Origin of the sequence: Citrobacter sp. CK180 (genome assembly GCF_030333655.1) — a bacterium.
GTDB lineage: Bacteria > Pseudomonadota > Gammaproteobacteria > Enterobacterales > Enterobacteriaceae > Citrobacter_B > Citrobacter_B koseri.
The window spans coordinates 44,169-69,605 of record NZ_JAOWFM010000051.1 but is presented as its reverse complement, the minus strand read 5'-3'; the positions used below and the strand labels follow the sequence as shown (position 1 = coordinate 69,605).

The following is a 25,437-nucleotide window of genomic DNA, read 5'->3' as shown; positions in this document are numbered from 1 at the left end:
AACCTTTCTCCCGCTAAAATCGCCGTATCATTTATTGTAATGAGAACTATTCTCATATTAACATCCCCGCCGTGATGATTAACTTTTGATACTTTTCCGCTATGCCGACTCCAGTTCAGTGCGCTCCTTTAACGTTTGAATCGCTGTATCGCGCGCATCACGGCTGGCTGACGCACTGGCTGGCGCGAAAGTTACAGTCGGCGTTCGACGCCGACGACGTCGCCCAGGACACCTTCCTGCGTATTATTAACGGTGAATCTCTGACGGCGATTCGCGACCCAAAGTCGTTTCTCTGCACCGTCGCCAAACGGGTGATGATCGACCTTTTCCGCCGCAATGCGCTGGAAAAAGCGTATCTGGAGATGCTTGCGCAGTTACCCGAAACGCTGGCGCCTTCCGCTGAAGAAAAGCAGTCGCATCTCGAAACGCTGCAACTTGTCGACAGGATGCTGGACGGGTTGAGCGCCAAAGCGAGAACGGCCTTCCTGCTTTCTCAGCTTGACGGGCTGACCTACAGCGCCATCGCGCAACGTCTGAATGTTTCCGTCAGCTCGGTGAAAAAGTACATCGCGAAAGCCACGGAACACTGCCTGCTGTTCCGCCTGGAGCATGGCCTGTGAAAACCTCCCTCACCGATGCCCGCCGCCAGGCGCTACGTTCAGCCTCACACTGGTATGCCGTTTTAAGCGGGGAGCGCGTAAGCCCCCAGCAGGAAGCGCGCTGGCAGCAGTGGTATGAACAAGATCAGGATAATCAATGGGCCTGGCAGCAGGTCGAAAACCTGCGCTGCCAGATGAGCAGCGTCCCCGGCAAACTCGCCAGCCACACGCTGAAAGACAGCCGCCTGACGCGCCGCCACGTACTGAAAGGGTTGCTGTTGCTGGTCTGCGCGGGCGGCAGCTGGCAGCTCTGGCGATCGGAGTTGGGCGAAGGCCTGCGTGCTGATTATCGTACCGCCCGGGGGCAGACTCGCCAGCAGACGCTGGAGGATGGCACGTTGCTTTCGCTGAATACCGACAGCGCGGTTAACGTGCGATTTGACAGTAGCCAGCGCCAGATCCAGCTCTGGTACGGCGAGATCGCCATTACCACCGGTAAAGACGCGCTGCAACGCCCGTTTCGTGTACAGACGCGCCAGGGCCAGCTCACCGCATTGGGTACGGAATTTACCGTACGCCAGGACGGCGATGAAACCGTCCTTAGCGTCCGCCAACATGCCGTCGAAGCGATTCTCGCCGGAGATCCACAACAAAAACGGGTTATTCAGCAAGGTGAAACGGTGCGCTTCAGCGCCTCACAGTTTGGCGACGTCGCATCATTGAATGATGAGTCTGCAAGCTGGACGCAGGGCGTATTAAGTTTCAGCGACAAACCTCTGGGCGACGTCATCGCCACACTCTCGCGCTACCGGCACGGCATACTGCGTTGTGACCCGGCCGTTGCCGGATTACGCCTGACAGGGACGTTCCCGCTCGGCAACACCGATGCCGTACTGAATGCGATCGCGAAAACGCTTCCTGTGAAAATTCATTTTGTTACGCGCTACTGGGTCACACTGTCTCCCGCCATTTAAACGATAACGAAAAAAATTATCATTTTTATTGTCCCTTTTGCCCCGCTCGTTCGACTTCATAACTGAATACAAATAAAGAAATGATGATGGAGACGTGATGGCCTTTCATAACACAGCACCTCTGGTGATGGCGATTCGTTTAAGCCTGCTTCCGCTTGCCGGACTGGCTTCACTGCCTGCATTTGCCACGCAGTTCGATATTGCCGCCGGAGACTTAGACAAAGCACTTAATCAATACGCTGCCCGCAGCGGCATTATTATGTCAGTGGATGCTTCGCTCACGCGGGGCAAACACAGCGACGGACTGCACGGCGACTACGCGCTTGAAGATGGCCTGCGCACGCTGCTAAAGGGGAGCGGCCTACAGGAAAAATCGTTAGGCGATAACACCTGGACGCTGGAAGCCGCCCCGGTTGCCAGCGAGGACTCGTTGACCGTAGTCGGCGACTGGCTGGGTGAAGCCCGGGAAAACGACGTGTTCGAACATGCCGGCGCGCGTGACGTTATCCGTCGGGATGATTTCACCAAAACCGGCGCGACGACCATGCGCGAAGCGCTGAACCGTATCCCCGGCGTCAACGCCCCGGAAAACAACGGCACCGGCAGCCATGACCTGGCAATGAACTTCGGTATTCGCGGTCTTAATCCACGCCTGGCCAGCCGCTCGACGGTATTGATGGACGGCATCCCCGTACCTTTTGCGCCATACGGTCAGCCGCAGCTGTCGCTCGCGCCGGTCTCTCTGGGCAATATGGATGCCGTTGACGTGGTGCGCGGCGGCGGCGCGGTGCGCTATGGGCCGCAAAGCGTGGGCGGCGTGGTGAACTTCGTGACCCGCGCGATTCCGCAGGATTTCGGTATTGAAGCCGGCGTTGAAGGGCAACTCAGCCCCACCTCGTCGCAAAACAATCCAAAAGAGACGCACAACCTGATGGTAGGCGGAACGGCGGATAACGGTTTCGGCACGGCCCTGCTCTACTCCGGCACGCGCGGCAGCGACTGGCGCGAACACAGCAACACCCGTATCGACGACGTGATGCTGAAAAGCAAATATGCGCCTGACGAGGTACACACCTTCAATAGCCTGCTGCAATACTATGACGGTCACGCCGATATGCCCGGCGGCCTGTCCCGCGCCGACTACGACGCCGATCGCTGGCAGTCCACGCGCCCGTATGACAGCTTCTGGGGCCGCCGCCAGCTTGCCAGTCTGGGATATCAATACCAGCCCGACAGCCAGCACAAATTCAATATTCAGGGTTTCTACACCCGCACCCTGCGCAGCGGTTATTTAGAGCAAGGAAAACGCATTACGCTCTCACCGCGCTACTACTGGGTTCGCGGCATTGAACCACGCTACAGCCAGAGCTTTATGATTGGCCCGTCTGCGCATGAAGTCGGCGTAGGCTATCGCTATGTCAATGAATCCACGCATGAAATGCGCTACTACACCGCAACCACCAGCGGTCAGTTGCCGTCAACATCCAGCCCTTATGACCGTGATACGCGTTCAGGGACCGAAGCTCACGCCTGGTATCTCGATGACAAAATTGATATCGGCAACTGGACCATTACGCCAGGTATGCGTTTTGAGCACATTGAATCCTACCAGGACAACAACGTTAAAGGTACGCACGAAGAGGTGAGCTACAACGCCCCGCTTCCGGCGCTTAACGTCCTCTACCACCTCACTGACAGCTGGAATCTTTATGCCAACACTGAAGGCTCGTTCGGCACCGTACAGTACAGTCAAATTGGCAAGGCTGTGCAAAGCGGCAATGTGGAACCGGAAAAAGCGCGAACCTGGGAAGTCGGAACCCGATTCGACAACGGCGCGCTGACGGCGGAAATGGGGCTGTTCCTGATTAACTTTAATAATCAGTACGACTCCAACCAGACTAACGATACGGTCACCGCCCGTGGCAAAACCCGTCATACCGGGCTGGAAACGCAGGTACGTTACGATCTCGGCGATATGACGCCCACGCTGGAAAATGTCGCCGTTTACGCTAACTACGCGTACGTTAACGCCGAAATTCGCGAAAAAGGCGACACTTACGGCAATCAGGTGCCGTTCTCACCAAAGCATAAAGGGACGCTGGGCGTGGATTACAAACCCGGCAACTGGACGTTCAACCTGAACAGCGATTTCCAGTCCAGCCAGTTTGCCGACAACGCCAATACCGGGAAAGAGAGCGCAGACGGCAGCACCGGGCGTATTCCGGGTTACATGCTGTGGGGCGCGCGCGTGGCGTATGACTTCGGCCCCGAGATGGCCAACCTGAACCTCGCGTTTGGCGTGAAGAATATCTTCGACCACGAGTATTACACCCGCTCGTATGACGACAACAACAAAGGCATCTATGCCGGACAGCCGCGAACGCTGTATCTGCAAGGGTCACTGAAGTTCTGATTGTTCATTTGTTGCCGGGTGGCGGCGTAAATGCCTTACCTGGCCTACAGAGTGACGTAGGCCAGGTAAGCGCAGCGCCATCCGGCAACCGGAGTTGACTATGTTTGCTTTTATTCGCGTTTATTTTTTCAGCCTGATCGTCCTGGCTGCGCCGGTTTTTGCCGTGACGGTGCAGGATGAACACGGCGCCTTTACCCTGAATAAAACGCCGCAACGGATTGTCGTACTGGAACTGTCGTTTGCCGATGCGCTGGCGGCGGTGAACGTCAGTCCGGTGGGGATCGCCGATGACAACGATCCCACGCGTCTGCTGCCGGAAGTGCGCCAGATTATCGGGCAATGGCAGTCCGTCGGCACGCGCGCTCAGCCGAGCCTTGAGGCGATCGGCGCGCTAAAGCCTGACCTGATTATCGCTGACAGCAGCCGCCACGCAGGGATTTACGCCGCGCTGCAAGAGATCGCCCCCGTGTTGTTGCTCAAATCCCGCAATGAAACGTACGCTGAAAATCTGCAATCCGCCGCGATCATCGGGAAAGTATCAGGTAAAGATGCTGAAATGCAAAAACGGCTGACGTTGCATCGGGAACGTATGCGCGCGTTTGCCGCCCACTTGCCGAAAGGGGCCAGCGTGGTATTCGGCACCTCACGCGAACAGCAGTTTAATCTGCACAGCCGCGAATCGTATACGGGCGGCGTGCTCGCTGCGCTGGGTCTGCGCGTGCCGGAGGCAATCAACTCTGCGCCAATGACCACGATTAATCTGGAGCGGCTACTGGCGCTCGATCCGCAGTGGCTGATTGTCGCGCACTACCGCCAGGAGAGCATCGTTAAACGCTGGCAGCAGGATACGTTGTGGTCCATGCTCCAGGCGTCGCAACACCACCAGGTTGCCGCTGTCGATAGCAATAGCTGGGCGCGGATGCGCGGGATTTTCGCTGCGGAACGCATTGCCGGCGATACGGTGAAAATCTTTCATCACCAGACGCCTGATACCACGCAATGAGGACATTGATCATTTGGGGAGCGCCCGTACTGGCGCTCCTGGCGGCGTTCTGGCTGAGCCTGTTCTGCTACTCGGCGATCCCGATTTCACCCGTCAGTGCTCTGCATGCCCTGTTTCCTTCTTCAACGCCTCCGCTTTCGGAGGCGTTGGTGCGTAATTTACGTCTGCCGCGCAGCCTGGTGGCATTGCTGATTGGCGCCAGCCTTGCCCTGGCGGGAACATTGCTGCAAACCCTGACGCATAACCCGCTGGCCTCCCCTTCTCTGACCGGCATTAACAGCGGTGCGGCACTGGCGATAGCGTTAACCAGCGCATTCAGCCCCATGCTGCTCAGCGGGTATTCCATCGCGTTTATCGCCGCCGCAGGCGGAGGCCTCGCCTGGCTTCTGGTGATGCTGGCTGGCGGCGGCTGGCGACAGGAGCCCGACCGCAACAAACTGATTCTCGCCGGAATCGCGCTCTCCGCGCTGTGTATGGCGCTGACCCGCATCACGCTGTTATTGGCGGAAGACCACGCTTACAGCATTTTTTCATGGCTGGCGGGCGGTATTGCCCATGTGCGCTGGGCTGAGTTCTGGCAGCTCTTTCCTTTTGTTCTGGTGATTATTCCCGCCATGCTGCTGCTGGCGAACGCCCTTAATCTGCTCAACGTCAGCGATGTCGCCGCACACACGCTCGGCGTAAACCTGTTTCGGCTGCGGCTTACCGTCAATATCGGCGTGCTGGTGCTGGTCGGTGCCTGCGTCAGCGTGGCGGGGCCGGTGGCGTTTATCGGCCTGTTAATGCCGCATCTGGCCAGGGCGTGGTCGGGTCACGACCAGCGTAAGTTGCTGCCGATGAGCCTGCTGATGGGCGCAACGTTTATGCTGCTGGCGGATATTCTGGCGCGAGCGCTGGCCTGGCCGGGCGAGCTTCCGGCAGGCGCAGTGCTGGCGCTGATTGGCGCGCCGTGTTTTGTCTGGCTGGCAAGGAGGCGTGGATGAAAGCCTTTATTCTGCTCATCACGTTGCTCCTGCTGAGCATCACCGCGCTGCTGTCATTGCGTCTGGGCGTGGTTCCCCTACCCTGGTCCGCGCTGATCGATGGCTGGCATACCGGTCACGAGCACCACTATGTTCTGACCCAGTATCGTCTGCCGCGACTGCTGCTGGCGATATTCGTCGGCGCCGCCCTGGCGATTTCCGGCGTACTGGTGCAAGGCATCGTGCGTAATCCGCTGGCCTCGCCGGATATTTTAGGGGTGAACCATGCCGCCAGTCTGGCGACGGTAAGCGCACTCATGCTGCTGCCATCGCTGTCGGTCGTCTGGCTGCCGCTGCTGGCATTTGTGGGCGGGCTTTGTGCGCTGATCTTGCTGCGTGCGATTGCGGGTCGCTCCTCCCCCCTGCGTCTGGCGTTAATCGGCGTGGCGTTGTCGGCAACCTGGGCCAGCCTGACGGATTACCTGATGCTCTCCCACCCGCAGGACGTTAACAACGCGCTGCTGTGGCTGACCGGCAGTTTATGGGGACGCGGCTGGTCGTTTGTGTATGTGGCGCTGCCGGTAATGCTGGCGCTTATTCCACTCAGCGCCTGGTTTTGCCGCGATCTGGATCTGCTGGCGCTGGGCGATGATCGCGCCAGCACGCTCGGCGTCCCGGTCAGTCGGGCGCAGCGCCTGGGATTGCTCCTCGCCGTCGCGCTGGCAGCCACCAGCGTGGCAGTTTGCGGGCCGATAGCTTTCGTCAGCCTGGTCGTGCCCCACCTGACCCGACGCCTGCTGGGAGGGCGCCATCACTGGCTGCTGCCCGGCGCTGCGCTAATCGGCGCATTTGTCTTAACGCTGGCCGATTTGCTGGCAAGGATCATTACCCCTCCCACGGAGCTTCCGGCAGGCATGCTCACCGCCATTATCGGCGCGCCGTGGTTCATCTGGTTGCTTGTGAGGATGCGCTAAATGGATATCAGATGTGAAAACCTGACTGCCGGATACGGTGATAAACGCATTCTTGACGGCCTGTCGGTTACGCTACCCGCCGGGCAGATCACCGCATTACTGGGGCCTAATGGCTGCGGCAAATCGACGCTGCTGAAATGCCTTGCCCGCCTGCTCATACCGCAATCCGGTACCTTGCACATTGCGGGTAAGCCACTGTCGGCCTTCTCACCCCGCGCGCTTTCGCGTCACCTGGCGCTACTGCCGCAACAGCACATGACGCCGGAAGGGATCACCGTGCGGGAACTGGTCAGCTATGGCCGCAGCCCGTGGCTGCCGCTGTGGGGGCGGCTTTCTCGCGACGACCATCAGCATGTCAACCGGGCAATGGCGCAGACGCACACTGACGCGCTGGCAGACAGGCGGCTGACGGAGCTGTCCGGCGGTCAGCGGCAGCGCGTCTTTCTGGCGATGGTGTTAGCGCAGAATACGCCCATTGTATTACTGGATGAACCCACCACCTGGCTCGACATTAATCATCAGGTGGAGTTGATGGCGCTCATGCAGATGCTAAAACAGGCGGGAAAAACGGTTGTGACGGTACTGCACGACCTGAATCAGGCAAGTCGCTATTGTGATCATCTTGTCGTGCTGGCGCAGGGGAATGTGATTGCGCAAGGGCAACCTGTTGATGTGATGCAACCAGAATTATTACGCAAGGTATTTCAGGTTGATGCGGAAATTCACCCTGAACCGCTGACAGGAAAACCAATGTGTATTATTCGTTAGTCTGCTAGCCATATTTTTACCTGTCCAGAGCAGTCTGTTCATCCTGTCAGACTGCTCATCAAAAATATATTCTTATGCCCTTTATTTTTATTCTCTGTCATTAACCTTAAGTATTTAAAAGTTATGTAAGGAACACTATATTTAGTGTTTTTCAACCCAGATATTTAACGAAGGCGTAGGTTGAAATCCCGCTAATTACCGCGATGATGATTGCAAAAATAACCAGTAACATCAATCGCCTACCGCTATATATTCCTAACATAATTACCTCCTTTACTAAATTTACACTTCCATCAAAACACTGAAAATATACGCTACAAGCGTTATCTAACCATCAAGATAAAATAATCTTTAACGAAACGCCATTGATTAATGTCAATAATTCAGACTCTTTATTTTAATAGTATAAGCGCGATTCAAAACATTATGCATTTTATACTTCGAGGAATTTTAAATTGACCAGAATGCCGAATAAAAATCGTCTCCATTCTGCGCCATGCGTTGAAAAAAAACCGTACCAGCAATCTGTTAACGAGGTACTTGAAAAAAAGCAGAGTCAGCCTTCCGGGCTGACGCAAAATGAAGCCAGCGCGCGCCTCGCGCAGCATGGGCCTAACGCGCTGCCAGAAAAAGCAGACAAACCGGCATGGTTACGCTTCCTGGCGCATTTCCACGATGTTCTGATTTATGTCCTGATCGCTGCGGCGGTGCTGACTGCTGTCATGGGTCATTGGGTGGATACGGCCGTCATTTTGGGTGTTGCCATTATCAACGCGCTGATTGGCCACATTCAGGAAAATAACGCGGAAAAATCGCTGAAAAGCATCCGCAATATGCTGTCGAACTCAGCGGTCGCTATCCGCAACGGTCAACATGAAACCGTCCCCACAACCGAACTGGTGGTGGGCGATATCGTCGTGCTGCGCGCAGGCGATCGCATCCCGGCAGATCTTCGCGTTATGGAAGCCCATAACCTGCGGGTTGAAGAGGCCATCCTGACGGGCGAGTCTACCGTTATCGATAAAACAGCCGACACCCTTACCGGCGAACTGCCGTTAGGCGATCGTAAAAATCTGCTGTTCTCCGGCACCACCATCAGCGCAGGCGCCGGGCTGGGCGTGGTTATCGCCACCGGTGAAGAGACTGAACTCGGCCACATCAACCAGATGATGACGGGCATTGAGAAGCACCGTACCCCGCTGCTGGTTCAGATGGATAAACTCGGCAAAGCCATTTTCGCCATTATCGTCGCCATGATGGCAGGACTATTTGTGTTCAGCCTGCTGCTGCGCGATATGCCGATGGGCGAACTGCTGCTTTCTCTGATTAGCCTTGCCGTCGCGGCCGTACCGGAAGGGCTACCCGCGATCATCTCGATTATTCTGTCGCTCGGCGTACAGACGATGGCCCGCAAACGCGCCATTATCCGCAAGCTGCCGACGGTCGAGACGCTGGGTGCGATGTCCGTGATCTGTTCCGATAAAACGGGCACCCTGACCATGAATGAGATGACGGTAAAAGCCATTATTACGGCGGACAAAAATTATCGCGTTCAGGGCAACAGCTATGAGCCAATGGGCGAGATCCATACTGAGGAGAGCGACGCTGCGGTAGAGATCCTGCCCGGCAGCCTGCTGGAGAACTACCTTCGCACTATCGACCTGTGTAATGACAGCCAATTGATTCAGGACGAAAACGGTCACTGGGGCATCACCGGCGGGCCAACGGAAGGGGCCTTAAAAGTGCTGGCGGCAAAAGCGCGCCTTCCCGCCATTGAAACTGAACTGCGCAGCAAAATCCCGTTCGATTCGCAGTACAAATACATGGCGACGCACCATCGCATTGGAAATGAAGAGCGCGTACTGGTGACCGGCGCACCAGATGTGTTGTTTAAACTGTGCCAGCTACAGCAAACCGCTACCGGTACCGGTACCGGTACTGAAGCCCTTACGCAAAATCACTGGGAAGCGGAGATCGCACGCTATGCGAAAGAAGGTCTGCGCATGGTTGCGGCAGCCTGGAAGCCAGGGCGTGCAGAAGCCGCCTCTCTCACCCATGAGTGCCTGAATGACGGTCTGATCTTCCTGGGCATCGCAGGTATGATGGACCCGCCGCGTCCAGAGGCCATTGACGCAATCCAGGCCTGCCAGCAGGCGGGGATTCGCGTGAAGATGATCACCGGCGATCACCCGCAAACGGCCATGAGTATCGGCGGCATGCTGGGGATTCATAACAGCACCCACGCGGTAACGGGCTACGAACTGGAGCAGATGGACGATGCGGCATTAGCCGAAGCTGCTGTCACTTACGACATCTTTGCCCGCACCAGCCCTGAACATAAACTGCGTCTGGTGAAGGCGCTGCAAAACAAAGGCGAGATTGTCGGTATGACCGGCGACGGAGTCAACGACGCCCCCGCGCTGAAGCAGGCGGACGTCGGCATCGCGATGGGCATCAAAGGCACGGAAGTGACAAAAGAAGCCGCGGACATGGTACTGACGGACGACAACTTCGCCACCATCGCCAGCGCCGTGCAGGAGGGGCGTCGCGTTTACGACAACCTGAAGAAAACGATTCTGTTCATCATGCCCACCAACCTGGCACAGGGTCTGCTGATCATCATTGCCCTGTTGGCTGGGAACCTGATTCCGCTCACGCCGGTACTGATTCTGTGGATGAACATGGCGACCTCCGCCACGCTGTCGTTCGGGCTGGCATTTGAAGCCGGTGAGCGCAACATCATGCGACGCCCGCCACGCCAGAGTAATGAGAACGTCATGGATGCCTTTGCTATCTGGCGCGTCGGTTTTGTCGGAACGTTAATTGCGGCCTGCGCCTTTGCGCTGGAAGCCTGGTTGCAGCCTCGCGGCCACAGCCCGGAGTTTATCCGTACCGTGCTGTTGCAGACGCTGGTCACCGCACAGTGGGTATATATGCTCAACTGTCGGGTTTCGGATGGTTTCTCGCTGGGACGCGGGCTGCTGATGAATAAAGGCATCTGGATGGTCAGCGGCATTCTGTTGCTGTTACAGCTGGCGATTATCTATATGCCTTTCATGCAGATGCTGTTTGGCACAGAAGCGCTGCCGCTGCGTTACTGGGGCATAACCTTCGCTATCGGCGCAGTGCTGTTCTGCATTGTGGAGATAGAGAAACCGCTCACCCGTAAATTCCGCCGGAAATAGCCGGCGGTTCACCGCGAAGAAAAAAGCCACCCGTAGCGGAGGCTTTTTTTTTGCCGATGGGAGAGGGGTTTTGTCGGCCCGGTAAGCGAAGCGCCACCGGGCATGACGCCGGATGGCGGCACAAACGCCTTATCCGGCCTACGGGAGAGGGATTTTGTAGGCCCGGTAAGCAAAGCGCCACCGGCATAACACCGGATGGCGGCGCAAGCGCCTTATCCGGCCTACGGGAGTGAATCTTGTAAGCCCGGTAAGCAAAGCGCCACCGGGCATGGCGCCGGATGGCGGCGCAAGTGCCTTATCCGGCCTACGGGAGAGGGATTTTGTCAGCCCGGTAAGCGAAGCGCCACCGGGCATGACGCCGGATGGCGGCGCAAGCGCCTTATCCGGCCTACGGGAGTGAATTTTGTAGGCCCGGTAAGCGAAGCGCCACCGGGCATGGCGACGGATGGCGGCGCAAGCGCCTTATCCGGCCTACGGGAGAGAGGTTTTGTCGGCCCGGTAAGCGAAGCGCCACCAGGCATGACGCCGGATGGCGGCGCAAACGCCTTATCCGGCCTACAGGAGAGAGGTTTTGTAGGCCCGGTAAGCAAAGCGCCACCGGGCATGGCACCGGATGGCGGCACAAGCACCTTATCCGGCCTACGGGAGAGAGGTTTTGTTGGCCCGGTAAGCAAAGCGCCACCGGGCATAACACCGGATGGCGGCGCAAGCGCCTTATCCGGCCTACGGGAGTTAATCTTGTAGGCCCGGTAAGCGAAGCGCCACCGGGCATAGCGCCGGATGGCGGCACAAACGCCTTATCCAGCCTACGGGAGTGAATTTTGTCGGCCCGGTAAGCGAAGCGCCACCGGGCATGACGCCGGATGGCGGCGCAAGCGCCTTATCCGGCCTACGGGAGAGAGGTTTTGTCGGCCCGGTAAGCAAAGCGCCACCGGGCATGGCAGATTAACGAATGACCATCACCGGAATTTTCGCGTATCGCAAAATATTCGCCGCAGCCGAACCGAGCAAATGCGTTGCAATACCCGGCTTGCGCGAACCGATGATAATCATCTCGGCGTTATGCGCTTCTACCGCGTTATTTACTTCATCACGAATATTGCCATGACGGACTTCAAAACGAATATTCTCCAACGGCGTTTTGAATTTTCTCGCAAGGTTAAGCATTTTTTCTTGCGCGTCATTCGTCATGTATTCCTCGTATTTTCTGATATCCGAGGCAAAACCACGCATTGGGGAGGTACCCAGTTTAGGGAACACATGCAGCAGATGGATCACGCCGTTTTCTTTGTCCACCATATGATCAGCGTAGGCAATGGCTTTGTCAGAGAGATCCATCGCCAGAATATCAACGGGCATTAAAATGACTTTATTCATGATGATTTCCTTAAGTTAGCTGACAGGCTAATCACATATCCCTGAAAAGACCTGGCAAGATTCAGCATTCATTCGACCAAAATAACGGGGGAATAATAATCAATAATACCCTGTCTTTTTTGATCATAAGCAAGAAAGGAAATAACCCATAAAGTCTGTAGATATATTTACGTCCGGTGACAAAACTGACAAGCCTGCTATTTAATTGCACGCTATTTCAGCCAAAAAAAAGCTCCCGTGAAGGGAGCTTTTTTAATTCATCAGAACGGGATGTCGTCGTCGAAATCCATTGGCGGTTCGTTAGACGGTGCCGGAGCGGATTGTTGCTGTGGACGGGACTGCGCGCCGCCGCTGAACTGGTTGCCGCCCTGCGGTTGCTGAGGCTGACCCCAACCGCCCTGCTGCTGACCGCCGCCCATATTGCCGCCAGCCGGAGCGCCGCCGCCCTGACGGCCACCCAGCATCTGCATGGTGCCGCCAACGTTGACCACCACTTCAGTGGTGTATTTGTCCTGACCGGACTGATCGGTCCATTTACGGGTACGCAGCTGACCTTCAATGTAAACCTGAGAACCTTTACGCAGATATTCGCTGGCCACTTCCGCCAGTTTGCCGAACAGCACAACGCGGTGCCATTCCGTCTGCTCTTTCATCTCACCGGTCTGCTTATCACGCCAGGATTCGGAAGTAGCCAGCGTAATGTTGGCAACTGCGCCACCATTTGGCATGTAGCGTACTTCCGGGTCCTGGCCCAGATTACCGACGAGAATCACCTTGTTTACGCCTCTGCTGGCCATGATCGAGTCTCCTGAAAAACGTTTCTGAATAAGTGTAAACGCGCGATTGTAGCATTACCAATAGCGTTTTTACTACGATGCGAGGCTGATTCCAGTAAACAACCTTGGGCGGACATTGTTACACAGTAGCCTGTGTTTTGCATTCCAATACTGTATATCCATTCAGGTTGAGTTGTGTCATAATTAACCGTTTGTGATCGCCGGTAGCGCCATGCGGCCGGGAAAAAGCGTTTTAATCCGGGAAAGGTGAATGGATAAGATCGAAGTTCGGGGCGCCCGCACCCATAATCTCAAAAACATCAACCTCGTCATCCCGCGCGACAAACTGATTGTCGTCACCGGGCTTTCGGGTTCTGGCAAATCCTCGCTCGCTTTTGACACCTTGTATGCCGAAGGGCAGCGTCGTTACGTTGAATCCCTTTCCGCATATGCGCGTCAGTTTCTGTCTTTGATGGAAAAACCAGATGTCGACCATATTGAGGGGCTGTCGCCCGCTATCTCAATTGAGCAGAAATCGACATCCCATAACCCGCGCTCTACGGTAGGTACAATTACCGAAATACATGACTATCTGCGTCTGCTGTTCGCCCGCGTGGGTGAACCGCGCTGCCCAGATCATGACGTCCCGCTGGCGGCGCAAACCGTCAGCCAGATGGTGGATAACGTGCTGTCTCAGCCGGAAGGCAAACGCCTGATGCTGCTGGCGCCCATTATTAAAGAGCGCAAAGGCGAGCACGCCAAAACGCTGGAAAACCTGGCCAGCCAGGGCTACATCCGCGCCCGTATTGATGGCGAGGTCTGCGATCTCTCCGATCCGCCGAAGCTGGAGCTGCAAAAGAAACACACCATTGAGGTCGTGATCGATCGTTTCAAAGTCCGTAGCGATCTGTCCCAGCGCCTGGCGGAATCTTTTGAAACCGCGCTGGAACTCTCCGGCGGCACCGCGATCGTCGCGGATATGGACGATACGAAAGCGGAAGAGCTGCTCTTCTCCGCCAACTTCGCCTGCCCAATTTGCGGCTACAGTATGCGCGAGCTGGAACCGCGTCTGTTCTCGTTCAACAACCCGGCGGGAGCCTGCCCGACCTGCGACGGCCTCGGCGTACAGCAATATTTCGATCCCGATCGCGTGATCCAGAACCCGGAGCTTTCTCTGGCTGGCGGCGCGATTCGCGGCTGGGATCGCCGTAACTTCTATTACTTCCAGATGCTGAAATCGCTGGCGGAACACTATAAGTTCGACGTGGAAGCGCCGTGGGGAAGTCTGAGTCAGAATGTGCATAAAGTCGTTCTGTACGGTTCCGGCAAAGAGAGCATCGAGTTCAAATACATCAACGATCGTGGCGACACCTCCGTGCGTCGCCATCCGTTCGAAGGCGTGCTGCACAACATGGAGCGCCGTTACAAAGAGACGGAGTCCAGCGCGGTACGTGAAGAGTTAGCTAAATTCATCAGCAACCGTCCGTGCGCCAGTTGTGAAGGCACGCGTCTGCGCCGTGAAGCACGTCATGTCTTCGTCGAGAATACTCCGCTGCCTGCGATCTCCGACATGAGCATCGGCCATGCGATGGACTTCTTCAACAATCTCAAGCTCGCAGGCCAGCGTGCAAAGATTGCGGAGAAGATCCTCAAGGAGATTGGCGACCGCCTCAAGTTCCTGGTAAACGTCGGCCTCAACTACCTGACGCTGTCCCGTTCGGCAGAGACCTTGTCCGGCGGCGAAGCCCAGCGTATCCGTCTGGCCAGCCAGATTGGCGCGGGGCTGGTAGGCGTGATGTATGTGCTGGATGAACCGTCTATCGGTCTCCATCAGCGCGATAACGAACGTTTGCTGGGAACGCTGATTCACCTGCGTAACCTCGGCAATACCGTGATTGTGGTGGAGCATGACGAAGACGCCATCCGCGCCGCCGACCATGTGATCGATATCGGCCCCGGCGCTGGCGTACACGGCGGTCAGGTCGTGGCCGAAGGGCCGCTGGAGGCGATTATGGCGGTGCCGGAATCCCTCACCGGCCAGTACATGAGCGGCAAACGCAAGATTGAAGTGCCGAAACAGCGCGTTCCCGCGAACCCGGAGAAAGTGCTGAAGCTGACCGGCGCGCGCGGCAACAACCTGAAAGACGTCACCCTGACGCTGCCGGTTGGCCTGTTTACCTGTATTACCGGCGTATCCGGGTCGGGTAAGTCTACGCTTATCAACGACACGCTGTTCCCGATTGCCCAGCGCCAGTTAAACGGGGCGACCATTGCGGAACCTGCGCCGTATCGTGATATTCAGGGGCTGGAGCATTTCGACAAAGTCATCGACATCGACCAGAGTCCGATTGGCCGTACGCCGCGCTCTAACCCGGCAACGTATACCGGCGTGTTTACGCCCGTACGTGAGCTGTTCGCTGGCGTGCCGGAATCACGCTCACGCGGCTATACGCCGGGACGTTTCAGCTTTAACGTGCGCGGCGGGCGTTGCGAAGCCTGTCAGGGCGACGGCGTCATCAAGGTTGAAATGCACTTCCTGCCGGATATTTACGTACCGTGCGACCAGTGCAAAGGCAAGCGCTATAACCGCGAAACGCTGGAGATTAAGTACAAGGGCAAGACTATCCACGAAGTGCTGGATATGACCATCGAAGAAGCGCGCGAATTTTTTGACGCCGTTCCGGCGCTGGCGCGTAAGCTGCAAACGTTGATGGACGTGGGTCTGACCTACATCCGTCTCGGTCAGTCCGCCACCACGCTCTCCGGCGGTGAAGCACAGCGCGTGAAGCTGGCGCGTGAATTGTCGAAACGCGGCACCGGGCAGACGCTGTACATTCTGGATGAACCGACCACCGGTCTGCATTTTGCCGATATTCAGCAACTGCTGGACGTGCTGCACCAGTTGCGCGACCAGGGCAACACCATTGTGGTGATTGAGCACAACCTGGACGTCATTAAGACGGCGGACTGGATTGTCGATCTCGGCCCGGAAGGCGGCAGCGGCGGCGGCGAAATTCTTGTTTCCGGGACGCCGGAGACGGTCGCAGAGTGTGAAGCATCACATACTGCCCGTTTCCTCAAACCAATGCTGTAATAATGCCCGATGGCGCTGCGCTTATCGGGCCTACAGAATATGCGTAATAGTTTGTAGGCTCGATAAGGCGCTTGCGCCGCATCCGGCAAAACGGCTCACGGCTGCACCAACAGCTTACGCTTGTCCTCCGGCAGGGTACTTACCGCCAGTTGATAAGAGGCATCCACCAGATAATAGATTTGCGAATCCGGTAGCGAACCGTCCAGGTAGACGGTGCTCCAGTGCGCTTTATTAAGATGTCGGCTTGGTCGCACATCGCTGTGTTGCTGGCGCAGCAACTCCGCCAGTTCAGGGCTGGTTTTCAAAGATACCGCCGGGCGATTTTCCACCTCTTTCACCATGGCAAAAAGCACATCTTCAACCTTGATTTGTGTGGCTTTCCAGTCACTGTGAACGCTCTGTTCCGCGCCTGTTTTTGCCATGCAATATTGCAGTAACTCCGAATTGGTCATCTTCTTATTCCCCTTTTAAGCATATTGCCCCACTGAGAACGTCTCTTACTCAGTTTGCAGCAAGTCCGCCAAAGGTAAAAGCCAGCAGCTCAATTTTGTTCAAAAAAACAGCGATTGAGAATCTTGCCGGATGATGCCACTGTAGGCCGGATGGCGACGCTAATGCGTTTTATCAGTCCTGGGGCAAAAGGTTCCGCCGGTTTTAATATTCCGAGTTCACAATCACCTCTTCCCCAAACGCGCCGGCCTGCGGCAACGGTTTATAGGTAGAGTTGGAGGCGCGCAGGATGCGGATGCCACGAATGCCCGCGTCACGGGCTGCCGTAATGTCATTGTCGGAGTCGCCGTAGAAGATGCGGATATTTTTCTCCTGTAGCCACTGCGTTTTGGTGTTCTGGCCCGGCTTGTCGCCTGCAAAAATCACAGGATTCATATTGGCTGCGGGAATGTGGAAATCATCAGCCAGCGTTTTCGAGACGGTTTCGGTTTTCGTCTGGCTCCGCCCCGTGACAAAAAAGATGCTGTCGCCACGCCGGACGTGCATATCGATGAGCAGACGCGCCACCTCTTTCGGAATGCTGAACTCATCCCAGCCGTTGTTCATCTTCTCCCAGAATGCCGGATTTTTCAGATAATCCTCGCTTTCTGGCGAATAGACTTTTTTGCCGCGCCAGAAGCCAGGGCTGGAAAACAGCACGGTGTCATCAATATCAAACCCGACAGCAATGGGAGGACGACCCGCCAGGCTATTTTCGATCTGCGCGACAGAAACCCAGTGGATGGGAGACTGCTCGGCGAGTTTCGCAACATTGGTGCCAGGATTTAGCGGCGACGGCGAGGACGCCAGGGCGATTGCTGAATTATTTAACGTGAAAAGTAAACAAAAGGCGCTCAAGGCCAGGGTTATCTTGCGCATATTTTTCCCTAAATAGTCAGTTAGTTATGATTTTTAATTATATTGACTGGTCAAAAAACTCTCTGACCATAACCCCAGCGGCAGGTGAAAGGAAGAATTTTCTGCGGTTTTGTTACAGAAAAAGAGGATGATCACATATGAATGGAAGGGGCAGCGCTACCGCTTACCGGGCCTACGAGTTGCTTTGTAGGCCGGATAAGGCAACGCCGCCATCCGGCAGGTCGCCCGGTGGCGCTACCGCTTACCGGGCCTACGGGCTGCTTTGTAGGAGGATAAGGCAACGCCGCCATCCGGCAACACAATCACTTACATCACCGCAGCAAACGCCTTCGCCACGCGCTGGACATTGCCGGAATTCAGACCCGCCACGCACATGCGTCCGCTGGCGATCAGGTAGACGCCGAACTCATCACGCAGACGGTCCACCTGTGCAACGCTCAGGCCGGTATAGCTGAACATGCCGCGCTGTTGCAGCAGATAATCAAAGTTACGGCCCGGTATCTCGGCGTTCAGGACATTCACCAGTTCCTGACGCATCGCCAGGATACGCGTGCGCATTGCTTCCACTTCCGCCAGCCAGCTGGCTTTGAGCGCCTCATCGTTCAGTACGGCGGCAACCACCTGCGCGCCAAAATTCGGCGGGCTGGAGTAGTTACGGCGCACGGTGGCTTTGAGCTGACCCAACACGCGGCCTGCGGCCTCAGCGTCTTCACAGACCACCGAAAGCCCGCCCACACGTTCGCCATACAGCGAGAAGATCTTCGAGAAAGAGTTACTGACCAGCGCGGGTAATCCGGCGCTGGCAATGGCGCGAATCGCGTAGGCATCATCTTCCATACCGGCGCCAAATCCCTGATAGGCAATGTCGAGGAACGGAATCAACTCGCGCGCTTTCAGGATCTCAATAACCGCATCCCACTGCGAATGGGTTAAATCAGCACCGGTCGGGTTATGGCAGCACGGATGCAGCAGCACAATGCTGCGGGCAGGCAAGGTGTTGAGGGTCGCCAGCAAATCGTTGAAACGTAAGCCGTTAGTGGCGTTGTCATACCAGGGGTAAGTACTTACTTCGAAACCAGCGCCTTCAAAAATTGCGATGTGGTTTTCCCAGGTCGGGTCACTGACCCACACGGCGGATTCAGGAAAATAACGCTTCAGGAAATCCGCCCCTACCTTCAGCGCGCCGGAACCGCCCAGCGTCTGAATTGTCGCCACGCGTTGCTGCTGAAGAACCGGATGATCGGCGCCAAACAGCAACGGCGCAATGGTATGGCGATAGGTATTGAGACCTTCCATTGGCAGGTACAGCGACGCGCCGTGCGGCTGTGCATTAATCCGGGCTTCCGCTTCGGCAACGGCTTTAAGCTGAGGAATGATGCCCTCTTCGTTGTAATACAGACCGATGCTGAGATTCACTTTGTCGCTACGCGAATCCTCTTTGAAACGCTCCATAAGCGAAAGAATCGGGTCGCCAGCGTAGGCGTCAACTTTTTGAAACACGCTGTGGTTCTCCAGGTTTACAGGCAGGGGGTTAAAACACAATAAACCGGAAGTGAGAGAAGATCGAGAGGATGTTGATGTGAATATCGCCGGATGGCGGGGTATCCGCCTTATCCGGCCTGGGATCAATGCGCCACCCGGCACGCATTTAATCGATGTACTTCATCGCAACCCTTGATGTCAGGCGCGTGATAAGTTCGTAAGCACTCACTTTTGTTATTTCCGCAATGCGCTCAACGGGCAGGCCTTCCCCCCACAAAATGACCGGATCGCCTGCTTTGTCCTGCGCCTGAGGGCCTAAATCGACGCAGATCATGTCCATCGCCACGCGACCGACAATCGTCACTTCCCGACCGTTAACCAGCACCGGCGTACCGGACGGCGCCGCACGCGGATAACCATCGCCATAGCCCATAGCAACCACGCCCAGACACGTATCACGCTCGCTGATCCATGTGCCGCCGTAACCCACCGGTTCGCCCGCTTTATGCTCGCGAACGGCAATGAGGCTGGAGATTAGCGACATGACCGGCTGGCAGCCAAAATCTTCGCCAGTGGACTGATTTTCCAGCGGCGAGACGCCGTAGAGGATGATGCCCGGTCGCGCCCAGTCAAAATGAGACTGCGGCCACAGCAGGATGCCGCCGGAAGCGGCGATGGAGCGTTGCCCCGGTTTACCTTCGCAGAAGGTATTAAAAATATCGAGTTGCTGCTCGGTCGCACCGCATTCTGGCTCATCGGCGCGGGCGAAATGGCTGACGATATTTACCGGCTGGCGCACGTTTTTACACTGCGTAAGCCGTTGATAAAACGCTTCGGCTTTTTCAGGACGCACGCCCAGACGATGCATTCCCGTATCCAGTTTCATCCACACCGTTACCGGCTCATCCAGCCCGGCAGCTTCCAGCGCGGCAAGCTGTTCTTCGTTATGCACGGCGGTATGCAGATGCTGTGCAGAGATGACTGGCAGATCGGTGGCTTCAAAAAAACCTTCCAGCAACAGAATGGGCTGCGTGATCCCGCCCGCCCGCAGGCGCAGGGCTTCTTCAAGGCGGGCGACGCCGAAAGCGTCGGCATCAGGGAGCGTTCGCGCGGTCTCCAGAAGACCGTGTCCGTAAGCGTTCGCTTTCACGACCGCAACCAGCTTGCTGGCAGGCGCCAGTTCACGCAGACGTTGCAGATTGTGTCGCAGAGCGCGGCGGTTAATGACTACAGTTGCCGCTTGCATTTGAATTCCTTATAAAAAGAATCGCCAAAATCATTCGCGTTGCAGGACAAAACGCGCTGTCCCCGAAGGGGTAAGCGGGCGCAGTCAACGCATCTGCGGCGTGAATGATGAAGGAGATTTACTCGTCGTCGTATTGCGGTCCCGCATAGTTATCAAAACGCGACCATTGCCCGTTAAACGTCAGACGTACCGTACCGATTGGGCCGTTACGTTGTTTACCAATAATAATTTCTGCGATGCCTTTTAAGTCGCTGTTTTCGTGATAAACCTCGTCACGATAGATAAACATGATCAAGTCGGCATCCTGCTCGATGGAGCCGGATTCACGCAGATCCGAGTTGACCGGGCGTTTATCGGCGCGTTGTTCCAGAGAGCGGTTAAGCTGCGACAGCGCCACCACCGGCACCTGTAGCTCTTTTGCCAGCGCTTTCAGCGAGCGGGAGATTTCCGCGATTTCCAGCGTACGGTTATCGGAGAGCGACGGCACGCGCATCAGTTGCAGGTAGTCGATCATGATCAGGCTTAACCCGCCATGTTCACGGTAGATACGACGGGCGCGCGAGCGAACTTCCGTCGGCGTCAGGCCGGATGAATCGTCAATATACATATTGCGCTTCTCCAGCAGGATGCCCATCGTACCGGAAATACGCGCCCAGTCTTCGTCATCCAGCTGACCCGTACGAATGCGCGTCTGATCCACGCGCGACAGCGACGCCAGCATACGCATCATAATCTGTTCGCCGGGCATCTCCAGACTGAAGATCAGTACCGGTTTCTCCTGCAACATCGCGGCGTTTTCGCAGAGGTTCATCGCAAATGTCGTTTTACCCATCGACGGACGCGCCGCAACGATGATCAGATCCGAGCGCTGCAAACCGGCGGTTTTTTTGTTTAAGTCCTGATAACCGGTATCGACCCCTGTCACACCGTCATGCGGCTGCTGGAAAAGGGTTTCAATGCGCGCCACGGTCGCATCGAGGATTTGATCGATGCTTTTCGGGCCTTCGTCTTTATTGGCGCGGTTTTCCGCAATCTGGAAAACGCGAGATTCCGCGAGATCCAGCAGCTCGTCGCTGTTGCGCCCCTGCGGATCGTAACCCGCATCGGCAATTTCATGGGCGACGGAAATCATATCGCGAACAACGGCACGTTCGCGGACAATATCCGCATAAGCGCTAATGTTCGCCGCACTTGGCGTATTTTTGGATAACTCCGCCAGGTAAGCAAAACCGCCAACGCTGTCCAGTTGCCCCTGAATTTCCAGCGACTCCGCCAGCGTGATTAGGTCAATGGGTTTCCCCATCTCCTGCAAACGGTGCATTTCGGTAAAAATATGCCGGTGCGGCCGGGTATAAAAGTCATCCGCCACTACGCGTTCGGCGACATCGTCCCAGCGTTCGTTATCCAGCATTAAACCGCCCAACACCGACTGTTCCGCTTCAATCGAGTGCGGCGGTACTTTCAGCCCGTCAACCTGCAAATCACGGTCACGCGCATCAGTCTGTTGTTTGTTGAAGGGTTTATTTCCTGCCATAGTGAATGGAGTTACCGAGATAAAGAATGGGTCGAAACTTTACCATATAAGTGGACCCTTACGATACGTTCTGGAGGAAGCATGGCAACACGAATTGAATTTCACAAGCACGGTGGCCCTGACGTCCTGAAAGCAGTGGACTTTACCCCTGTAGACCCGGCGGAAAACGAAATCCAGGTCGAAAATAAAGCGATTGGCATCAACTACATTGATACCTATATTCGCAGTGGGCTCTATCCACCGCCATCCCTGCCCAGCGGGTTGGGCACCGAAGCGGCGGGCGTGGTGAGTAAAGTCGGCAGCAACGTTAAACATATTAAAGCGGGCGACCGCGTCGTTTATGCCCAGTCTGCGCTCGGGGCTTACAGTTCGGTACACAATGTTCCCGCCGATAAGGCCGCCATTCTCCCTAAAGCGATCTCTTTCGAGCAGGCTGCCGCCTCTTTTCTGAAAGGATTAACGGTCTTTTATCTGCTGCGCAAAACCTATGAGGTTAAACCCGACGAACCGTTTTTGTTCCATGCCGCCGCCGGGGGCGTGGGCCTTATCGCCTGCCAGTGGGCTAAAGCGTTGGGCGCAAAACTTATTGGCACGGTAGGCAGCGCGCAGAAAGCGCAAATTGCCTTACAGGCTGGCGCATGGAAAGTGATTAACTATCGTGAAGAAAATATCGCTGAACGGGTGAAAGAGATTACCGGCGGCAAAAAAGTACGGGTGGTTTACGATTCAGTCGGGAAAGATACCTGGGAAGCGTCGCTGGATTGCCTGCAACGCCGGGGGCTGATGGTAAGTTTTGGTAACGCTTCCGGCCCTGTGACCGGCGTTAACTTAGGCATCCTGAACCAAAAAGGCTCGCTGTACGTCACTCGCCCTTCTCTTCAGGGTTATATCACCAGTCGCGATGAATTGACCGAAGCCAGCAACGAGCTGTTTTCACTGATTGCCAGCGGCGTGATAAAAGTCGAGGTCGCGGAGAATCAGAAATACGCGTTGAAAGATGCGCAGCGCGCGCATGAGGTGCTGGAAAGCCGGGCAACGCAGGGATCGAGTCTGCTCATTCCGTAGTATGACAGGGAAAAGAATTAGGGCTTCCACATGGGAAGCCCTTTCTTTTTTAGTTCGGCTGTATGTAGGGTACAGCTCGATGAATTCATTAGCCGCGCAATAGTGACAGATTTGATAATCAATTCCTATTTGCTTCTAAGAAGAAAGTTACAGGTTGTGATCCTCTGCACAATACCTTAGTAAAACCGACGGTTATTGCGCTGATACTGTGGGATTTTTGGCGTTTTTACCGCTTTGATGACCCACACCACGGCAACAGCCAACAGCAACCACGGCAGCAGTTTGATCACCAACGCAAACATCCCGCCCAGGAACATCACGGCGGTCGCCACCATCAGCGCGGCCAGAATTCCCAACAATGACACGCCGGTGGCCATCAGCATGATAAAAAAGCCCATCACAAAAAGTAGTTCCAGCATGATTCCCCCTGAATATGGAATGCCCGGTGGCGTAGCGCTTTGCGGGCCGACATATTCAGACCATTACAAGAAACATGCCAAAATTAATCTATTGATTTGCAAACAAAACGCCCCGCGACTGTGCGCAGGGCGTGGTGAAATTGACTAACTTTTAGTGAGAACTTAACGCTTATCCGCCACCCGTTTCAGCGCATGTTCCAGCACGTCAATGTCGGCGCCTGCTTTATGGGCATTTTCGCTCAGATAACGGCGCCACTGGCGCGCGCCAGGAATCCCCTGAAACAGCCCCAGCATATGACGGGTAATATGCCCGAGGTATGTCCCCTGGCTCAGTTCACGCTCAATGTACGGATACATGGCGCGAACGACAGCCACAGGATCGGCATCCGCCGTGGTCGCGCCAAAGATTTCACGGTCAACGGAGGCCAGAATACCCGGGTTTTGATAGGCTTCGCGCCCGATCATCACGCCATCCATATGCTCCAGATGCGCTTTCGCCTCTTCCAGCGACGTAATACCGCCGTTGATGGACATGGTCAGATGCGGGAAGTCACGCTTTAACTGGTAAACGCGCGGGTAATCCAGCGGCGGGATCTCGCGGTTTTCCTTCGGACTGAGCCCGGAGAGCCATGCCTTGCGCGCGTGGATAATAAACATCTCGCATTCGCCTTTACCGGCGACCGTATTGATGAAGTCACAGAGAAATTCATAGCTGTCCTGATCGTCAATACCGATACGGGTTTTGACCGTTACCGGGATCGACACTACGTCCCGCATCGCCTTCACGCAATCCGCCACCAGTTGCGCATTTCCCATCAGACAGGCGCCAAACATGCCGTTTTGTACACGGTCAGACGGGCAGCCTACGTTAAGGTTAATTTCGTCATATCCTCGCGCCTGCGCCAGTTTCGCGCATTGCGCCAGCGCAGCCGGATCGCTGCCGCCAAGCTGCAACGCCACCGGATGCTCTTCCTCGCTGTATGCCAGATAGTCGCCTTTACCATGAATGATCGCCCCGGTAGTTAGCATCTCGGTATAGAGCAACGTCTGGCGAGACAGCAGACGCAGGAAGTAGCGACAATGTCTGTCCGTCCAGTCGAGCATCGGCGCGATAGAAAAACGATGAGCAGGATACAGGGCTAACTTCTCTGGCATCACGTTGGTTTGCAACGTGTTTTGTGACTCTTTATTTTGATGCATTTTTAAACTTTTTAACGTATTTTTGCATTCTCGGTACCTCTGACAGCCCCCTAAAAATGGGAGCCTACAGAGGAGAATGGAATGAGATATGGCCTACTATAGCATAGAGAAACACCCGCACGCAGATGGCACATTGAGGTTAAAAAGATGCCATGAGAAATAATGCCTGAATCATAACTGTTCGTGTGTTCATCATTGTTTCCCATCCACGTTATTACCACTCCCCGTAGGGGTAGGTTTTTCCTTTGATAAACGCTTCTGTATCGCTGGAATAACGGTATTCGCGCAGAAAGCCGCTGTTTGCCCCCTCCTTACAGATCGTCAGTTCATTACCCGACAGGGTGTGGATTTTCCGGGGCGTTACGGGGATGGCAGGATAATCGCCCACATCAGGGAACCAGATCCTGACCTTGCCACCAGGCGCAAGGCCGAACAGAATATTGTTGTACCAGAAAGGATCTCCTGAACGATCAGTATGGTCTGCTGGGGTCTTCATCCTCTGCCATATGGCAGGAGAAAACATCACGCGGGTTTCGTAGGTCTGATGGTCAATGAACGAATCCCAACAGAAGATCATATACTGTGGTGGTTTATTAACTTTATTAAAAGTCACCCCTCCCCGATGGAGATTTGTCTTCCATTTGTTAACTGAATCCGGATCTTTGTCCGTATGGTCAACCGTGTTAAAAGTATAGAGATACCCGTCTGTATCAATCACCCGAGCCTGCCTCACCCGTGCTGGAAGTCGCCAGGGAGTGATAAAAGAAAAACTCCATTTCCCGTAGGGTAAAGACCAGTCGCCGCTGGCGGCCTGCTTCGACTGTAAGGGGTACGTCTGTGGGTGACTGCACCCCGCCAGCGCCAGCAGGACTGCCAGAATACGTAACCATCGTGTGCTCATCGTTGTTTCCCGTCCATGTTATTACCACTCCCCGTAGGGGTAGGTTTTTCCTTTGATAAACGCTTCTGTATCGCTGGAATAACGGTATTCGCGCAGA

General features: G+C 55.6%; 24 protein-coding genes. 13 read left to right on the top strand and 11 right to left on the bottom strand.

Features of this window, described 5'->3' with window-relative positions; genetic code table 11:
* Positions 1 to 101: 101 nt before the first annotated feature.
* From fecI to OGV50_RS12890, 11 genes are all read left to right on the top strand, one after another.
* Entirely contained in the window at positions 102 to 620 is a 519-nt protein-coding gene (gene fecI / locus OGV50_RS12940) for a ferric citrate uptake sigma factor FecI (RefSeq protein ID WP_286488579.1), read from the top strand.
* A complete protein-coding gene (gene fecR, locus OGV50_RS12935) occupies positions 617 to 1,573 on the top strand; it encodes a ferric citrate uptake sigma factor regulator FecR (protein ID WP_115182205.1) in 957 nt (318 codons plus the stop codon). Before fecI ends, fecR begins: the two co-directional genes overlap by 4 nt.
* A gap of 97 nt (positions 1,574 to 1,670) precedes the next feature.
* Positions 1,671 to 3,986 (top strand): TonB-dependent Fe(3+) dicitrate receptor FecA, encoded by a 2,316-nt coding sequence (gene fecA, locus OGV50_RS12930; protein ID WP_047459636.1) that lies wholly within the window; start codon positions 1,671 to 1,673, stop codon positions 3,984 to 3,986.
* Between the two features lie 100 nt (positions 3,987 to 4,086).
* Positions 4,087 to 4,989: a Fe(3+) dicitrate ABC transporter substrate-binding protein FecB gene (locus tag OGV50_RS12925; RefSeq protein WP_114647569.1), complete on the top strand. Its 903-nt coding sequence runs from the start codon at positions 4,087 to 4,089 to the stop codon at positions 4,987 to 4,989.
* The gene (gene fecC, locus OGV50_RS12920; RefSeq protein ID WP_286488578.1) at positions 4,986 to 5,972 is read left to right on the top strand and encodes an iron-dicitrate ABC transporter permease FecC; all 987 of its coding nucleotides are present in this window, start codon (positions 4,986 to 4,988) and stop codon (positions 5,970 to 5,972) included. Before OGV50_RS12925 ends, fecC begins: the two co-directional genes overlap by 4 nt.
* Positions 5,969 to 6,925 carry a Fe(3+) dicitrate ABC transporter permease subunit FecD gene (gene fecD / locus OGV50_RS12915; protein ID WP_286488577.1) on the top strand — a complete coding sequence of 319 codons (957 nt, stop codon included), beginning with the start codon at positions 5,969 to 5,971 and terminating at the stop codon, positions 6,923 to 6,925. The genes fecC and fecD overlap by 4 nt, the downstream gene beginning before the upstream one ends.
* Positions 6,926 to 7,693 (top strand): Fe(3+) dicitrate ABC transporter ATP-binding protein FecE, encoded by a 768-nt coding sequence (gene fecE, locus OGV50_RS12910; protein WP_286488576.1) that lies wholly within the window; start codon positions 6,926 to 6,928, stop codon positions 7,691 to 7,693.
* A 455-nt stretch (positions 7,694 to 8,148) separates the two neighbouring features.
* Positions 8,149 to 10,878: a cation-transporting P-type ATPase gene (locus OGV50_RS12905; protein WP_502873424.1), complete on the top strand. Its 2,730-nt coding sequence runs from the start codon at positions 8,149 to 8,151 to the stop codon at positions 10,876 to 10,878.
* A gap of 229 nt (positions 10,879 to 11,107) precedes the next feature.
* The gene (locus OGV50_RS12900) at positions 11,108 to 11,278 is read left to right on the top strand and encodes a hypothetical protein (RefSeq protein WP_286488575.1); all 171 of its coding nucleotides are present in this window, start codon (positions 11,108 to 11,110) and stop codon (positions 11,276 to 11,278) included.
* Positions 11,275 to 11,622: a hypothetical protein gene (locus tag OGV50_RS12895; protein ID WP_286488574.1), complete on the top strand. Its 348-nt coding sequence runs from the start codon at positions 11,275 to 11,277 to the stop codon at positions 11,620 to 11,622. Before OGV50_RS12900 ends, OGV50_RS12895 begins: the two co-directional genes overlap by 4 nt.
* 70 nt (positions 11,623 to 11,692) lie before the next feature.
* Positions 11,693 to 11,827 (top strand): hypothetical protein, encoded by a 135-nt coding sequence (locus OGV50_RS12890; RefSeq protein ID WP_286488573.1) that lies wholly within the window; start codon positions 11,693 to 11,695, stop codon positions 11,825 to 11,827.
* Here the strand turns inward: OGV50_RS12890 and OGV50_RS12885 are convergent.
* Both OGV50_RS12885 and ssb1 read right to left on the bottom strand, forming a co-directional pair.
* Positions 11,824 to 12,255 (bottom strand): universal stress protein, encoded by a 432-nt coding sequence (locus OGV50_RS12885; protein WP_012134612.1) that lies wholly within the window; start codon positions 12,253 to 12,255, stop codon positions 11,824 to 11,826. The two genes, OGV50_RS12890 and OGV50_RS12885, sit on opposite strands and share 4 nt — an antisense overlap.
* A gap of 260 nt (positions 12,256 to 12,515) precedes the next feature.
* Complete coding sequence (gene ssb1, locus OGV50_RS12880) at positions 12,516 to 13,052, bottom strand: single-stranded DNA-binding protein SSB1 (protein WP_047459655.1); 537 nt, start codon at positions 13,050 to 13,052, stop codon at positions 12,516 to 12,518.
* 250 nt (positions 13,053 to 13,302) lie between these two features.
* Here ssb1 and uvrA point away from each other — a divergent pair, with 250 nt between their 5' ends.
* Positions 13,303 to 16,125 (top strand): excinuclease ABC subunit UvrA, encoded by a 2,823-nt coding sequence (gene uvrA / locus OGV50_RS12875; protein WP_012134614.1) that lies wholly within the window; start codon positions 13,303 to 13,305, stop codon positions 16,123 to 16,125.
* Positions 16,126 to 16,220: 95 nt separating this feature from the next.
* On the opposite strand, the gene OGV50_RS12870 is transcribed toward uvrA, so the two are convergent.
* From OGV50_RS12870 to dnaB, 5 genes are all read right to left on the bottom strand, one after another.
* Positions 16,221 to 16,577: an MmcQ/YjbR family DNA-binding protein gene (locus OGV50_RS12870; protein ID WP_012134615.1), complete on the bottom strand. Its 357-nt coding sequence runs from the start codon at positions 16,575 to 16,577 to the stop codon at positions 16,221 to 16,223.
* A gap of 202 nt (positions 16,578 to 16,779) precedes the next feature.
* Positions 16,780 to 17,493, bottom strand: a complete 714-nt coding sequence (gene aphA, locus OGV50_RS12865; RefSeq protein WP_012134616.1) for an acid phosphatase AphA — start codon at positions 17,491 to 17,493, stop codon at positions 16,780 to 16,782.
* 306 nt (positions 17,494 to 17,799) lie between these two features.
* Positions 17,800 to 18,993 carry an aromatic amino acid transaminase gene (tyrB, locus tag OGV50_RS12860; RefSeq protein WP_200091036.1) on the bottom strand — a complete coding sequence of 398 codons (1,194 nt, stop codon included), beginning with the start codon at positions 18,991 to 18,993 and terminating at the stop codon, positions 17,800 to 17,802.
* 148 nt (positions 18,994 to 19,141) lie between these two features.
* Entirely contained in the window at positions 19,142 to 20,221 is a 1,080-nt protein-coding gene (gene alr / locus OGV50_RS12855) for an alanine racemase (protein WP_049011986.1), read from the bottom strand.
* A 118-nt stretch (positions 20,222 to 20,339) separates the two neighbouring features.
* A complete protein-coding gene (gene dnaB, locus OGV50_RS12850; protein WP_012134629.1) occupies positions 20,340 to 21,755 on the bottom strand; it encodes a replicative DNA helicase in 1,416 nt (471 codons plus the stop codon).
* A gap of 81 nt (positions 21,756 to 21,836) precedes the next feature.
* Here dnaB and OGV50_RS12845 point away from each other — a divergent pair, with 81 nt between their 5' ends.
* On the top strand, positions 21,837 to 22,820 hold the full coding sequence (locus tag OGV50_RS12845; protein ID WP_012134630.1) for a quinone oxidoreductase: 984 nt from the start codon (positions 21,837 to 21,839) through the stop codon (positions 22,818 to 22,820).
* A gap of 176 nt (positions 22,821 to 22,996) precedes the next feature.
* Here OGV50_RS12845 and pspG read toward each other — a convergent pair whose 3' ends face one another.
* From pspG to OGV50_RS23670, 4 genes are all read right to left on the bottom strand, one after another.
* Entirely contained in the window at positions 22,997 to 23,239 is a 243-nt protein-coding gene (pspG, locus tag OGV50_RS12840; protein WP_012134631.1) for an envelope stress response protein PspG, read from the bottom strand.
* A gap of 162 nt (positions 23,240 to 23,401) precedes the next feature.
* Positions 23,402 to 24,439, bottom strand: coding sequence for a tRNA dihydrouridine(20/20a) synthase DusA (gene dusA / locus OGV50_RS12835; protein WP_286488572.1), 1,038 nt, complete (start codon positions 24,437 to 24,439; stop codon positions 23,402 to 23,404).
* A 214-nt stretch (positions 24,440 to 24,653) separates the two neighbouring features.
* On the bottom strand, positions 24,654 to 25,340 hold the full coding sequence (locus OGV50_RS12830) for a DUF2931 family protein (protein WP_286488571.1): 687 nt from the start codon (positions 25,338 to 25,340) through the stop codon (positions 24,654 to 24,656).
* The coding region (locus OGV50_RS23670) for a hypothetical protein (protein ID WP_502873425.1) at positions 25,337 to 25,437 on the bottom strand (101 nt) is incomplete at its 5' end. The genes OGV50_RS12830 and OGV50_RS23670, both read right to left, overlap by 4 nt.